Here is a 14,815-nt window from a genome sequence, read left to right on the forward strand (position 1 = left end):
CACCGCTGCGACAGGATCCCTGCCCAATGAAGTTACTGCTCGACTTTCTACCCATCGCGATCTTCTTCGCTGTCTATCACCTGAGCGGCGATATCGTGCTCGCCACCCTGGTCCTGATTCCCGCGACGCTGGCCCAGGTCGGCTTCCTGTGGTGGCGCTATCGGCGTGTGGAAAAGATGCACCTGATTACCCTGGCGCTACTGGTAGTCATGGGTGGCGCCACAGTGTTATTCCATGACGCCACGTTCATTCAGTGGAAGCCCACCGTGGTCAACGCTCTGTTCGCCGTGGCCTTCCTGGTCTCGCCGCTGTTTGGCGGCAAGACCCTGATCCAGCGCATGATGGAACGTGCCGTGACGTTACCGGCCGCCATCTGGCGCCGGCTGAATACCGCCTGGGCGATCTTCTTCCTGGCCATGGCGGCCCTTAATGTGTACGTATTCAAGACGTTTGATGAAGCCACCTGGGTCAACTTCAAGCTGTTCGGCATGCTTGGCCTGACCTTGGTCTTCATTTTAGCTCAGGGTGTCTACATGAGCCGTCATATGGTGGCTCAGCCGGCGCCCGACACTGTGGACAAGAACCCATAACCGAGGAAATGACGATGCTCTACGCGATCATCAGCGAGGACACCAAGGACAGTCTGGAAAAGCGCATGGCGGCCCGTCCCGATCATCTGGCCCGCCTGGAGAAACTGCGCGACGAAGGCCGACTGGTACTGGCCGGCCCACACCCGGCGATTGATTCCGACACCCCTGGCGATGCCGGCTTCACCGGGAGCCTGGTGGTCGCCGAGTTCGATGACCTTGATGCCGCCCGCGCCTGGGCCGATGCCGACCCTTATATGATCGCTGGGGTCTATTCCAAGGTGGCCGTCAAACCCTTCAAGAAGGTTCTGCCCTAACATCGATCGGCGGTACGGTTGAATATCGGCGTCAGTGGCTCATTTACTCCCGGTAAACTCCGCTTCCGCCGATATTCGCCTTGTCTCGCCTTCTCGATTCACTTTTCCACAGCAAGTTATTCACAACGAGTTTGCTCACACCTCCTGTGGAAAACCCTGTGAAGAGGCGGCGGATGGCCTGCTCAAAGCGGCAAGGCTAGCCGCCTCGTCAAAATCGGTCAAAAAATGACCAGCCTGTGGCTATTCGGAGTCATCCTTGTCGAATCCGCCTTCCTCGCCCGGTTACGTGTCGCCCTATCCCTTACCGCCATTGGCTGCGCTCGAGTGCGCGACGCTAGACTGGCGCGAGGATGCTACCGGCGAGGCGCCGCACTCCACCCGCTACGAGGACGTCTATTTCTCGCGGCACGACGGCCGTGCCGAGACCGAGCATGTATTCATCCAACATAACCATCTGCCCGAACGTTTCGCCGCCTGGCAGGCATCGCGCCCGTTCGTGATCGGCGAGACCGGCTTCGGCACGGGGCTCAACATGCTGTGTGCATGGGCCTGCTTCGAGCGTCATGCTCCGGCCTCGGCCCGTCTTCACCTGGTTTCCACCGAGAAACATCCGTTGACACGTGACGACCTCGAGCGCGCCCTGGCGGTGTGGCCGGACTTTACCCACAAGGCTCGCATCCTTATCGCCCAATGGCCCGAGCCAGTGAGCGGCGTGCACCGCCTGGTGTTGAACGAGCGGATTACACTGGATCTGCATTTCGGCGACAGCGCCGAGCGCCTGTCGCGCCTCGATGGCAAGGTCGATGCCTGGTTCCTGGATGGATTCGCCCCGGCCAGGAATCCTGACATGTGGCAGCCAGCGCTGTTCGAGGCCATGGCCGCACACAGCCACCCCGGCGCTACCTTTGCGACGTTTACCTGCGCCGGGTTCGTCAAGCGCGGACTCAGGGCAGCTGGTTTTAACTGGGAGAAAGTGCCTGGCTTCGGGCGCAAGCGCGAGATGCTGCGTGGGCGTATCGATACGCCACCCATCGATGGCTCACGCCACGCCACGCCGTGGTTCGTGCCACCTGAGACGTGCTCGGCTCGACATGTTGCGGTGATCGGCGCCGGGCTGGCCGGAGCCAGTGTCGCCGAGGCGCTGGCCCGACGCGGCGTGAAGGTCACCTTACTCGACAGGGAAGCCCCGGGGGCGGGGGCTTCGGGCAACCGTCAGGGGGCGCTCTACGTCAAGCTCGCTGCCGAGACCAACCTGCAGAGTCGCGTCTATCTGGCCGGGTTACTCCACACTCGCCGCTGGCTGGCACGTCTCGATCCGACAAGAGAGCTCTGGCAGGACGGCGGCGTGCTGCAGCTGGCCATGTCGGACAAGGAGGCGCAGCGTCAGTCCTCGTTCATGGACTTTCATCGCCTGCCGACAAGCGTGGTCGAGGCCGTCGATGCGGCCCGGGCCGGCGAACTCGCCGGCACGCCCCTTTCTCGGGGTGGACTGGATTATCCCGGCGCCGGCTGGGTACGCCCGGCCGCGCTGTGCCAGCGCCTGGCGGCGACAGCGGGCGTTCACTTCCATCGGGGGGAAGTGACATCGCTAACGTCGACCGGAATAGGCTGGCAACTGACGCTGGCCAACGGCGACGCTCTCGCTGCCGATCAGGTCGTGGTGGCCACGGCTTGGCAGGCCCCTCTACTGGCCCCGCTGGCTTGGCTGCCGCTGCGTCCGATTCGTGGTCAGGTCAGTGAGGTCCGTGTGCCGTCGGGCATGCCGACGCTGTCACGGGTGGTATGTGCCGGCGGCTATGCCCCACCGGCGATCGACGGTGTGCAATGTTTCGGGGCGACCTTCGCGCCTGGCGATACCGGCACTGAACTGCGTGAGGCCGACCACGCCGCCAACCTGGCAGAGCTAAAGCGCACCCTGCCGGCCTACGTCGCGGTCCTGGCAGATGCCGGCGTCGATTGGGCCCAGATGGATGGACGCGCTGCCCTGCGTGCCGCCACGCCCGACAAGACGCCCTACGCCGGCCCGGCCCCCGACGCCGAGCGCTGGCTAAGCGATTATGCCGGCCTCGCCAAGGATGCCCGGCGCACTCCCTCTGTCCCGGGGCAGCATCATCGGGGCCTCTGGGTCAGTACCGGCCACGGCTCGCGCGGGCTGGCCAGCGCGCCTCTGTGTGCCGAGGTGATCGCCTCGCGGATCTGTGACGAGCCACTGCCGCTGGAGCGCGACCTGATCGACCACCTGCATCCCGGGCGTCGACTGATCGCCGACCTGATTCGCGGTCGGCATGGTTGATATCAGGAGGAAGACGTGGCCAAACGCTCCAGCGCAGTTCGATCCTGACATCGATAAGTAAACGAGGGGCGGCCGACCTGGCCGTAATGGAAGGATTCGGCCAGCACACCGTTTTCCGTTAAGTACTTGAGGTACTTGCGCACCGAGACCCGCGACATGCCGGTGGCCGGCATGACCGTCTCGGTGGTAAAGCTACCGTCCGCCAGCGCCAGGATGGCCTGGGCGACCTGACCCAGCGATGTCACGGTCAGCCCCTTGGGCAGGTCGCCAGGGCGGCGCGGCTCAGGCGCTGACATCGGTTGGAACAGCCGGTCGATATCCTGCTGCGCGACCTGGCCAGACAGTCCTTCGAGCGTCTTGCGCGCCTGGCGGCACGCTTGCACGGCATCGCGAAAGCGCTCGAAAGTGAACGGCTTGACCAGATAGTCGTTGACGCCGAGCCGGCGCGCGGTACGCACTGTCTCGGTTTCCGTTGCGGCGGTAATCAACACCACATCAATGTCGCGCCCGGTGCGCTGAAGGTGACGAATCACTTCCAGGCCGCTGCGGTTTCGCAGGTAAACATCGAGCAATATCAGATCGACGCTCTCCTGATCGAGCACCTCGACAGCGCTCGGCACGCTGTCGCACTGGGCAACCAGTTGCACGTCATCCAGACGATTGAGGTAATCGACGTTGAGACGCATGACCATAGGGTCGTCCTCGACGATCAGCACACGCATGACGGCCCTCGCTTGATGGTTTCACTCGGTAGGTGGATAAGGCAGCTCGACTTCGAATAGCGTTCCGCGCCCTGCCTCGGAATAAACGGCCAAGGAGCCAGACAACGCATCGACCTGAGACTTGACCGCTGCCAATCCCAGACCGCGCCGCTTGCCCTTGGTCGACACACCGAGCTCGAACAGCCGTTCACGCACCGAGTCGTTGATGCCGGGACCGGTATCCTGCACATGCAGGGAAAGCAGAGCCTCGTCGTACTCCAGTGTCAGGGTCACGTGGCGCTCGGCCAGATTTTCCACAGCGTCGAAGGCGTTTTCCAGCAGGTTGCCAAGCACCGTGACCAGAATGTGCACCTGCGCCGGCTCCCGAGGCACAGGAACCGGGCTTCCGATCTCGACATGCAGGGTCACGTCACGCTCACGTGCCTCGCTCTGCTTGCCGAGCAGAAAACCCGCCAGTACCGGATCGTCGATGCCTTTTATCAACGCGGTGGAGGGTGCCACATGGTGGTTGGCGAGATCGCGCAGATAGCTGCGCAGCGCTACCAGGTCGCCCATCTGGGCCAGGCCGAGCATGACGTGCAGCTTGTTCTTGAATTCATGGGTCGCCGCGCGCAGCGCCTCGGCATATCGACTCACCCCGGTGAGCTGCTCGGCCAGTGCATTGACCTCGCTCTTGTCGCGGAAGGTGGCAATGGCCCCGATGACCGTATCCTGATGGAGGATCGGCAGGCGATTGGCAAGCACGACGCGGCCGTTGAGGTTCAGCTCATGATCGAGCCGTTCTCGGCCGCTATCGAGCACCTCGGGCAGGCCGCTCTGCGGCAGGTACTCTGATACATGCATGCCCATGATCGGAGGCCCCAGCCCGGCACTGGCCAGCATGCGCCGGGCCGCCGGGTTGACCAGAGTGATCCGCGTTTCGCGATCCACCGCCAGGATGCCTTCATGAATCGAGGCCAGCATCGCTTGGCGCTCCTCGACCAGCCGCGTGATCTGATAGGGCTCGAGCCCCAGCAGTACTTGCTTGATGTAGCGCGCCAACCAGCTCGCTCCCAGTGCGCCGATGATCATCAACAGGGCTACACCCAGGATGACGTCACGGCGATTCTCGGCCAGCAATGGTCCTAGAGAGGCCAGGGTCACACCCACGGCGACGGCACCAATCACTTCACCGTCATCCGCACGCACCGGCGCAAACCCACGAATGCTGGTGCCTAGAGTACCCACAGAGCGCGAGACATACGACTCGCCATGCAGGGCCGGGCCCTCGTCGTCACCACGGAAGTGTCTGCCGATCCGTTCGGGATCCGGATGGGTAAGGCGGATCGCCTGAGGGTTCATGACCACGATGAAGTCGACGCCGAGCCGCTCGCGGAGGGTGTCGATCTCCACTTGCAGCGGACTTGAAGTACTGGGCGGCGCTGCCGTCTGGCTGACCTCGCCATGCAAGACGCTATGCACACTGGCCTTGCTGGCAACCGTCTGCGCCAGATTGATCACCCGCGAGGCCTGGGCCTGCTCCAGGGTATCGCGCAGCTGGGCATTGAACAGCCACAACGCGAGCCCCAGCGACAGCACCACCATGACGGCAACCAGCAGGAAGATAAGACGGCTCAGGCGCAACCGGAACGGTTTCAATCACACTCTCCACAACAAACGCAGTCGATGCTCTCAAACAGCGCTTATTCGACCTTGGTGGCATTCCCAACACTGCTTCACTGTGCCGTCAAGCCCACCGATGATTTCAATAGTTTCAAAACGCTTTAATAACTTTGCCAACCTTGGCCGCATCCACGTAGCGCTTATCCTCGGCGCCAACACGTCTGTTCGGTCCTTCGCGCCAGTCAGGCCGGACAATTACGATCACCGTCACGCCATGCCTGGCGGCATGAGGCTGACACGTTCGAGGGAGACCGTCGATGAGTCATAGCATGACGGACACTGCCAATTCGCGGGCCGCTACCAACAGCCCGCTTTTCTCGCAACGCATTTTCGGCATGAGCCTGCCACTTTTCGCTATCGCCCTGGCGGTGATGGCCGCGGCGATTGCCACCGACACCCTGCCCGCCGGCATGATCGGTGCCTTGCTGGTCATGATGCTGCTCGGCGAGCTGCTGGGCTTCATCGGTGATCGTTTGCCCATCGTCAAAACCTACCTGGGCGGTGGCGCTATTCTGGCCATCTTCGGGTCTGCCGCCATGGTCTATCTCCAGTGGCTGCCGACGCCAGTGGTGGATAACGTCACCAGCTTCATGAAGAGTGGCGGCTTTCTCAACTTTTATATCGCCGCACTGATCACCGGCAGCATCCTGGGCATGGATTCACGCGTGCTGGTCAAGGTCGGCTCCCGCTTTGCCCTGCCGCTGCTCTGCGCGGTGTTGTTCGCGGCCCTGTTCGCGGTGGTCGTCGGTACCATTCTCGGCTTCTCGGCCCAGGATGCCGTGGTGGTCATTGCCATGCCGATCCTGGGTGGCGGCATGGGGGCCGGCGCAGTGCCCATGAGCCAGATCTATCAGGAACTGCTGGGCCAACCGGCCAGCTATTATATCTCGATCCTGGTGCCGGCCCTGGCGCTGGGCAACGTTTTCGCGATCATCATCGCCGGCCTGCTCAATGGCCTGGCCAACCGTTTCCCCGGGCTGTCCGGCAACGGCCAGATGATGCCGGGTGTGGAAGTCGAAGAACAGAAGCACACCCCCGATATCGGCAAGCTGGGTGTGGGTGTGGTCGCAGCGCTGGCCTTCTTCACTGCCGGCCAGATCCTCGGTGCGTTCATCCCGCTGCACCCCTATGCGCTGATGATCGTTCTGGTCGCAGCCCTTAAGGTCGCCAACGTGGTACCGGAATCGATCAACGAGTCTGCGGCACAGTGGTTCCAGTTCGTGGCCCGCAACTGGACGTTTGCCCTGCTGTTCGGGATTGGTATCGCCTATACCGACCTCGGCCAGGTCATCGACGCCATCTCCGTGACCTATGTGCTGATCGTGTTCGCTGTGGTTGCTGGAGCAGCCTTCGGCGCCGGACTGGTCGGCAAGCTGGTCGGTTTCTACCCCATCGAGTCGGCAATTACCGCTGGGCTGTGCATGGCCAACATGGGCGGCACCGGAGACGTGGCCGTGCTTTCCGCGGCGCGCCGCATGTCGCTGATGCCCTTCGCGCAGATCTCCTCGCGCCTGGGTGGGGCACTGATCCTGCTGATTTCAAGCGTAGTGGTGCCGCTGATTTTCGTTTAACCAGGCGAACGAGCCATCGCTTTCGAGGCAGGACGACTGGCCAAGAAAAACGGCGCCCCATGGGGCGCCGTTTTCGTCACCCTTGTGATTCAGTCTTCCTCATCGTCGGCAAGTTGCCGGCCGAACGCCTGCCATTGCGTCAGCGTCATCACCTCGGTGGTCTCGGTTTGCAGGTCATGGGCAATGATCAGCTCGCCCCGCTCCAGTTGACGCTTGAGCCCGACGACCCAGCCTCGCATCCCCTCGCCGGTATCCGTGGTGTCGTAGCCCTGACGGGTGACGAAGGTCTCCAGTAGCGCGTCCAGTGTCTCGCCGGGGAGCATCCGGTAGGGTATCTCGACGAAGCGTCCACTCATCGCATTGTCCTCCAGGCCGAACAGTTCGCGTCTCGCCGAGAACCGGCGAGACGCAGGTGATTACTCACTTTCCCACTCACCCAGGCGGGCAAGGAACGCTTCCTCGTCGAGCACCTCGACGCCCAGTTCCTGAGCCTTGTTCAGCTTGCTACCTGCCCCCGGGCCGGCCACGACCGCGGCAGTCTTCTTCGACACGCTGCCCGAGACCTTGGCACCCAACGCCTGCAAGCGGGCCTTGCCCTCATCACGCGTCATGTTCTCCAGCGTGCCGGTGAGCACCCAGGTCTGGCCGACCAGCGGCTGGGGGCGCGCGGTGACTTCCGCCTCATCCCAGACGATGCCAGCATCGATCAGTTGCGCGACGGTGTCCCGATTATGCCCTTCTTCGAAGAAGGCGTGGATATGCGACGCGACGATTGGGCCAACGTCTTCGACTGCTTCGAGCGCAGCCTGGTCAGCGTCCATCAGCGCCTGGAGCGTACCAAAATGGCGTGCCAGGTTGGCAGCGGTAGCCTCACCGACCTCACGAATGCCCAAGGCGTAGATGAAGCGTGGCAACGTCGTATGCCTGGCCTTTTCCAATGCGGCGATGAGGTTGTCGGCCGACTTCTGGCCAAAGCGAGGTAGCTCGACCAGTGCCTCGGCCTGCAAATGGAACAGGTCGGCGGGTGTCTTGACCCATTCAAGATCGACCAACTGGTCAATCAGCTTGACGCCAAGGCCGTCGATATCCAGCGCGCGGCGACTGGCAAAATGCTTGATCGCCTCCTTGCGCTGGGCGGCGCAGAACAGGCCCGCCGGGCAACGCACCACGGCTTCCCCTTCGGTGCGCTCAACCTCGGAACCGCACACCGGACAGTGCGTGGGAAACGTAATGGGCCGGGCATCTACCGGGCGCTGCTCCACAAGCACGCGCACCACCTGGGGGATGACATCGCCGGCACGGCGTATCACTACATAGTCACCGATCATCACGCCAAGGCGGGCAATCTCGTCCTGGTTGTGCAGCGTGGCGTTGGAGACCATGGCGCCAGCCACGTTGACCGGATCGAGGCGGGCCACCGGCGTGATCGCCCCGGTACGCCCGACCTGAAACTCGACATCATTGAGTCGCGTGGTCTGCTCCTGAGCAGGAAACTTGAAGGCGATGGCCCAGCGCGGCGCCCGCGCCACAAAGCCTAGCTCGCGCTGCAGGCGCAGGTCGTCGACCTTGATAACGGCGCCGTCGATGTCGTAATCGAGATGCTCTCGCTTCTCGCCGAGATGCCGGCAATAGTCGAGCAATGCTGCCGTCCCTTGGACAACGGCCAGTTCGGGGTTGGTGCGAAAGCCCAACTCACGCAGCCCGGCCATCTGCGCCGAGTGACTGTCGGCCACCAAGGTTTCGTCGATACGCGCCACCTGATAGGCACAGAATTCCAAGGGGCGCTGTGCGGTAATGCGTGGATCGAGCTGGCGCAGACTTCCGGCGGCGGCATTGCGAGGGTTGGCAAAAACCTTACGCCCTTCCTCGCGGGCAGCCTCGTTGAGTGACTCGAAACCCGAGTGACTCATGTAGACCTCACCACGCACCTCGATTAGCTCAGGCACCGAGTCGCCACGCAACCTGAGTGGAATGGTGTTCAGCGTCTTCAGGTTAGCGGTGATGCCCTCGCCGGTACGTCCGTCGCCGCGCGTCGCCCCGCTCACCAGCCGTCCCTGCTCGTAGACCAGCGATACTGCCAAGCCGTCTAGCTTGGGCTCACAGCAGAACGTCAAATCGTCGACGCTTCGCTCCAGGCGCTCATTGAGGCGTTTGACGAAGGCGGCGATCTCATCTTCATCGAAAGCATTGTCCAGCGACAACATGGGCACGGCATGACGGACTTCAGGGAATCCTTCGGCAGGCGAGGCCCCGACGCGCTGCGTCGGTGAATCCGGCGTGATTAGCTCAGGATGCTCGGCTTCCAGCGCCTGCAAGCGTCTCAAGCGCCGATCGTAGTCGATATCGGTGAGCAGCGGGTCGTCGAGAATGTAATAGCGGTAGTTAGCGTCGTCGAGTTCCCTGCGCAGGCGCGCCACTTCATCGACAAGGTGGGGGTCGATCTGGCTCATGATGAGTCTCGAAGCATCGAAAAACGCTATTGTAAGGGGGCAGCCTGCATGGCACCAAAACGATGACAAAAACGGGGCCCCTTAGGGCCCCGTCGTCAGCTTAGCAAACAGGTGATGCTTAATTGGCCTGGTAACGATGCAGGCGATTGCGACGCTCGAACTCCTGAACCCGCTGACGGGCAAACTCGACGGTCTGCGCTGTCATCACACTGCGGTTTTCGTCCTTGAGCTCACCGCCCAGATGACGAACGAGCACCATGGCGGTCTCGACCATCGCTTCGAAGGCGGCGGCGGAATCCTGAGCGCCCGGCAGCGGCATCAGGAAGGTCACGCCAGGCGTGGAGAACTCGTCCATCGATTCCAGATCGAAAGTGCCCGGCTTGACGACATCGACCATCGCGAACTGCAACTCGCTCTCGTCATCTTCCGTTTCGTAGCGCAGGAAAATGCCCATTTCGCTGTAGCGCAAGCCACAGGCCAGCATCAGGTTGAGCAAGGCGGTACCGGAGAAGCCTTCCTCGTTACGGGCCAGCACGCTAATCACGATGACCTCATCGGCGCCGGCCAAGGTTTCTCGGGCGCGCTGGGCACTGACATTGTGACGACGTGCCTTTTCCACCACGGGATGCGGTGTCACGACGTCACTGGTCGTCTCAGCCGTAGTATCGAACCCCGCATCGGCTGCTTCGGCATACGCCTCGTCTTCATTAGCCACAGCATGCCCCTGATACCCTACCGGCTGGAAGGGCGGCTCGAAAGCCGGTGCCTCGGGCTGGGCGTAGCGGGCTTTATGCGCTTCAGCTTCCCGGGCCGTGACAGCCGGATCCGTATCGTTCGGCTTGCCTTGCGAGGGTTCACCCAGCGAGGGCTCGCGATGCGGAGCATGCTCCTCATCGTCGTGCCGATGGAACGCAGAAGACATCTTGCTCATGGCACGCTGGCTACTGGAGCGCAGGGCGGCCGCCATACCGGCACGATTGAAGCGCCCTGTCGGCGCCTCGGTCGGCTGATGCAGCGGCGTGTCGCGGCTTGTCTCTCGTGTCTTTGCATCCCGTGATTCGGTCGACGCCGGACGCTTGGCATGAATCGGCGCCTCACGGGCGACGGTCGCCGCCTCGTCCCTGCCGTGGTAATCACCACGCGACGCGCTGGCCGCCGGCTTTGCAGGTCCGGAATTCGCCTTGGATGCCGTCGCCCTGTCCTCCTGCTCCTTGGCCATGCGCGAAAAGACCTTGGACGGCCCCGGATGCTCCTGGCGCTCAAGCTTGGGCTTCGGTACAACGGTTGGCTGCGCTGCCGATCTGATGACCCGCGCCCCTCCATTGGGCAATTCCCAGTTGATCTCTTCCTGACGGGCCGCTTCTTCAGGATCTGTCGTCGCGTCATCGTCATCACCCGCGCCTCGATCAATCTGATCCAGGCGGGGCACCCTGCGCTGACGCTGGAGGCGACGTACACCGTCAACGACGATGATCGTGACCAGAACCAGCCCCAGAATTATCAACCATTCACGTAGTTCCATGGGTCGTCTTGCCTGTTTGCTAAGGCGCCATGCCATATTTATTCATGACTAGCATAGCGCGATTATCAAAAAAAGGGCTACTTTTTTTGAATGTCAAGTTTTTACCTCAGCCCCAGCACAATTGCCCTTCATTCCCTGATTCTTTTTCAGTAAAAAACTAGTATTAACATTTCTAAATAAGGTAATTATTGCTCATGCTTCGGCGAGTTCGGCCGCTTCTTCGACACCCACCGCAACCAGGCGAGACACGCCGGGCTCCTGCATGGTCACGCCCATCAGCCGATCCGCCGCCTCCATGGCAATCTTGTTGTGTGTGATATAGATGAACTGTACCGACTCCGACATATCCTTGACCAGCTTTGCGTAGCGTCCCACATTGGCATCGTCCAACGGCGCATCGACTTCGTCGAGCATACAGAACGGCGCCGGGTTAAGCTGGAAAATCGCAAAGACCAGGGAGAGTGCCGTCAACGCCTTTTCCCCACCTGATAACAGATGGATCGTGCTGTTCTTCTTGCCAGGCGGTCGCGCCATGATCGCCACGCCCGTCTCCAGCAGGTCATCGCCGGTCAAGGTCAACCAGGCCGTACCTCCGCCAAAGACCTTGGGGAAAAGCTGCGAGACGCCTTCGTTGACCTGATCGAAAGTCTGCTTGAAGCGGGTTCGTGTTTCTTGATCGATCTTGCGTATGGCCCGTTCCAAAGTCTCGAGCGCCTCGGTCAATTCTGCATGTTGACCCTCTAGGTAGTCCCGACGTTCCGCCTGCTGGTCATATTCTTCGATTGCCGCCAGATTGATGGCCCCGAGGCGGCGAACCTTCTCACCGATTTCCTCCAGCCGCGTCTGCCAGGCCGACTCGGTGGCATTGGGATCGAGAGCGTCTTCCAGCTCCGCCGCCGTGCAGCCGAGCTCGGCCAATGCCTCGTCCTGAGCATCGGCCTTGAGCTTGAGTGCCTGGACCTGCATGCGCCCTTCTTCGAGTCGACTGCGAATACCTTCCAGATTACGTTCATGCTGTTGCCGAGTAACCTCGGTCTCGCGCAATACATCGGCCAGTTGCTGGGCCTCGCCGCGACAGGCGTTAAGCGCTTGTTCCTCGCGGGCCCGCCGATCGAGCAGTTCGTCGAGCTGCTCACGTCCCTCCTCGCCTGGCTCGCGTAATTCCTCGCGCTGCTCCTCGAGTTCGGCACACTTTTCCTGCAGTCGAGCCCGGGTTTCTCCGCTACGCTCGCGCTGCTGTACCAAGCCGGCACGCTCGGTGGTCAGGCGCTGGGATTCGAGAGCTAGCTGCTGAGTACGCTCCTGCATGGGGCGCTGGCGGGCGCGCAGCCCGGATAACGTTTCCTGGGTCTCGCGGCGACCACGATCAATATCCTCGCGCTGTTGGCTGCTGTGTTCAAGGGTCGCCATGGCCGATTGCCACCGCTCCCGAGCCTCTTCGAGTTCCAGGGCGCGTTCTTCACGCCCCTCTTCCAGGCCCGCGATTTCCTCGAGGAGGTCACGGGCACGGGAATCGACATGCTCCAGTCTCGAAGCCAGATTGGCTTCCTGCAGCGCAACCTGCTGGCGACGTTGGGACAGCTCACGCTCCTCGACCCGGCATTGCTCCAGCGTCTGTTCGCTACCGGCATCCTGCGCCTGCGCTTCGATCAACTGCGACTCATGGTCTGTCAGTTGCTGATCCACGGCCTCCAGTTCGGCAACGACCTCATCGCGACGGCGCTGCTGGGCCAGCACACTGTCGGCGCTATCCCCCTGGCCCCGTCGGCGTGCCCAGCCGCGCCCCAGCCACAGGCCATCGGTGGTCAGCACGCTCTCGCCGGGAGCCAGCTGCTCGCGCAGGCGCCAGGCAGACTCGTGGCTGTCGGCACAACGGATGGCAGCGAGCAACGAGGAAGCGGCGCCGGCTCCGCTAACCTTGGATGCCAGGCTCTGCGCTGGGGCGTCGCTCACATCCTCCGTCCCGAGTAATGCCAGTTCGCCGCTCTCAAGATGATCTGCCAGCGCCTCGCGCGCCGGCGAGGACAGCAGACGCGCGTTGAGCCAAGGAGCCAGCACCCAGGAAGTGGCGTCCTCCCACCCCGACGCGACACGGATATGCTCGGCCAGCCGTGGCGCCGACGCCAGGCCATGGCGTGCGAGCAGCGCCTCGACCTCCGCATCGCTGTCGCTGAGGCTGGCCTGGATAAGCGCTTCAAGCGAAGCAAGCTCGCCCTGCAGCCGGCTACGGCGCTGACGTTCCTGCTCACGGGCGGTTTCGAGCCAGCGCATTGTCTCGCGGGCCTGCTCACGGGCGGACTGCAACGTCTCACGACGCGCTTCCAGCGCCTCAAGCTGCAGATCGATCTCGGCCAGTTGCTCGCCTAGCTCCTCGCGGCGCTCCCGTAATTCTTGCTGGTCGGGCAGTTCGCCGAGCTGCTGCCGACGGCGCTGCATGTCAGTGGCCAGCGACTCCAGGCTGCGTTCCAGATGCCGCACCCGGTCCTGGCTGCGCTCGGCCTCGTGGCCGGCCTGACGATCCGCTTCGCTGAACTGCTCCCAACGCTGCTGGGCATCCTCGTGGGCTTGCTCGGCTTCTTCCAGGGCGGCTTCGAGTTCCGCCAATGACTCGGCGAGTTCTTCCTGCTCGGGCCCTAGCGTCTCCAGGCGCTCGTCGAGGTCGGCCAATCGCTGGTCGTCGGTCTCTCCGAGTCGGTCGAGCTCAGCCAGTTCGCGGCGGGATGACTCCAGATCGCGTGCCAGTTGTTGTTCCTGGCTGCGGGCGTGCTCGAGACGCTGCTCCAAACGCGCAATGGCCGCCCCCGTCTCGTAAAAGCGCGCCTGATGCCCTTCGAGCAACTCGGCGAGCCGGTCGTGCTCCAGGCGTGCCTCCTCGAGGCGGCTCTCGCATTGGCGACTGCCGAGAATCTCGCGCTCGACCTGGGTCTCGAGCTCACGTACCCGCGACTCCTGTTCGTTCTGCTGGGCACGCAGGGCGCGACCGCGCAATAGCGCCAGCTCGCCCTTGAGGCGATGTTCTTCCTGCTTGAGTGTCTGGTAACGGCGGGCGGCTTCGGCCTGGCGCTTGAGGCGCTCGAGCTGCTTGTCGAGCTCCTCGCGAATGTCGTCGAGACGCTCGAGATTCTCCTGGGTGCGACGCATGCGGTTCTCAGTCTCGCGGCGGCGCTCCTTGTACTTGGATATGCCGGCGGCCTCCTCGAGCGTCGAACGCAACTCCTCGGGGCGCGCCTCGATCAGCCGCGAGATCATGCCCTGGCCGATGATGGCGTAGGAGCGCGGGCCCAGGCCGGTCCCCATGAACAGATCGGCAATATCGCGGCGGCGACACTTCTGCCCATTGAAGAAATAGCTCGATTGGGCATCGCGGGTCACAGTACGCTTGACGGCAATCTCGGCGTACTGGGCATACGGGCCGCCCATGCTGCCGTCGCGATTGTCGAACAGCAGTTCGATGCTGGCCTGGCCCACCGGCTTGCGCCCAGTGGAGCCGTTGAAGATGACATCGGTCATCGACTCGCCGCGCAGGGTCTTGGCGGACGACTCGCCCATTACCCAGCGCACCGCGTCGATAACATTGGACTTGCCGCAACCGTTGGGACCGACGATCGCTGTCATGTTGCCATCGAAAGGCACAGTGACGGGATCGACGAAGGACTTGAAACCGGCCAGGCGGATCGACTTGAGGCGCATG

At 62.7% G+C, this 14,815-nt stretch carries 10 protein-coding genes; 4 read left to right on the forward strand and 6 right to left on the reverse strand.

Annotation, left to right across the window (positions count from 1 at the left end):
• Positions 1–26: 26 nt before the first annotated feature.
• The 3 genes from F568_RS0102150 (at position 27) to mnmC (ending at position 3,197) form a co-directional block, all read left to right on the forward strand.
• Positions 27–590: a septation protein A gene (locus F568_RS0102150; RefSeq protein ID WP_019017054.1), complete on the forward strand. Its 564-nt coding sequence runs from the start codon at positions 27–29 to the stop codon at positions 588–590.
• A gap of 14 nt (positions 591–604) precedes the next feature.
• Positions 605–904 carry a YciI family protein gene (locus F568_RS0102155; RefSeq protein WP_019017055.1) on the forward strand — a complete coding sequence of 100 codons (300 nt, stop codon included), beginning with the start codon at positions 605–607 and terminating at the stop codon, positions 902–904.
• Between the two features lie 256 nt (positions 905–1,160).
• Positions 1,161–3,197 (forward strand): bifunctional tRNA (5-methylaminomethyl-2-thiouridine)(34)-methyltransferase MnmC2/FAD-dependent 5-carboxymethylaminomethyl-2-thiouridine(34) oxidoreductase MnmC1, encoded by a 2,037-nt coding sequence (gene mnmC, locus F568_RS0102160; protein WP_019017056.1) that lies wholly within the window; start codon positions 1,161–1,163, stop codon positions 3,195–3,197.
• Positions 3,198–3,199: 2 nt separating this feature from the next.
• Here mnmC and F568_RS0102165 read toward each other — a convergent pair whose 3' ends face one another.
• Together F568_RS0102165 and dcuS are read right to left on the reverse strand one after the other, a co-directional pair.
• Positions 3,200–3,919 (reverse strand): response regulator, encoded by a 720-nt coding sequence (locus tag F568_RS0102165; protein WP_019017057.1) that lies wholly within the window; start codon positions 3,917–3,919, stop codon positions 3,200–3,202.
• 21 nt (positions 3,920–3,940) lie between these two features.
• The gene (gene dcuS / locus F568_RS0102170) at positions 3,941–5,557 is read right to left on the reverse strand and encodes a DcuS/MalK family sensor histidine kinase (RefSeq protein WP_019017058.1); all 1,617 of its coding nucleotides are present in this window, start codon (positions 5,555–5,557) and stop codon (positions 3,941–3,943) included.
• Between the two features lie 281 nt (positions 5,558–5,838).
• Here dcuS and F568_RS0102175 point away from each other — a divergent pair, with 281 nt between their 5' ends.
• Entirely contained in the window at positions 5,839–7,152 is a 1,314-nt protein-coding gene (locus tag F568_RS0102175; protein WP_019017059.1) for a 2-hydroxycarboxylate transporter family protein, read from the forward strand.
• A gap of 89 nt (positions 7,153–7,241) precedes the next feature.
• On the opposite strand, the gene F568_RS0102180 is transcribed toward F568_RS0102175, so the two are convergent.
• The 4 genes from F568_RS0102180 to smc form a co-directional block, all read right to left on the reverse strand.
• Positions 7,242–7,508, reverse strand: a complete 267-nt coding sequence (locus F568_RS0102180) for a YheU family protein (RefSeq protein WP_019017060.1) — start codon at positions 7,506–7,508, stop codon at positions 7,242–7,244.
• 60 nt (positions 7,509–7,568) lie between these two features.
• Positions 7,569–9,602 (reverse strand): NAD-dependent DNA ligase LigA, encoded by a 2,034-nt coding sequence (gene ligA, locus F568_RS0102185; RefSeq protein WP_019017061.1) that lies wholly within the window; start codon positions 9,600–9,602, stop codon positions 7,569–7,571.
• A gap of 118 nt (positions 9,603–9,720) precedes the next feature.
• Complete coding sequence (gene zipA, locus F568_RS0102190) at positions 9,721–11,124, reverse strand: cell division protein ZipA (RefSeq protein WP_019017062.1); 1,404 nt, start codon at positions 11,122–11,124, stop codon at positions 9,721–9,723.
• A 192-nt stretch (positions 11,125–11,316) separates the two neighbouring features.
• Positions 11,317–14,814: a chromosome segregation protein SMC gene (gene smc, locus F568_RS0102195; protein ID WP_019017063.1), complete on the reverse strand. Its 3,498-nt coding sequence runs from the start codon at positions 14,812–14,814 to the stop codon at positions 11,317–11,319.
• Position 14,815 lies beyond the last annotated feature (1 nt).

The sequence above is a fragment of the Modicisalibacter luteus DSM 23508 genome (assembly GCF_000378505.1).
In the GTDB taxonomy this organism is placed as follows: Bacteria; Pseudomonadota; Gammaproteobacteria; order Pseudomonadales; family Halomonadaceae; genus Modicisalibacter; species Modicisalibacter luteus.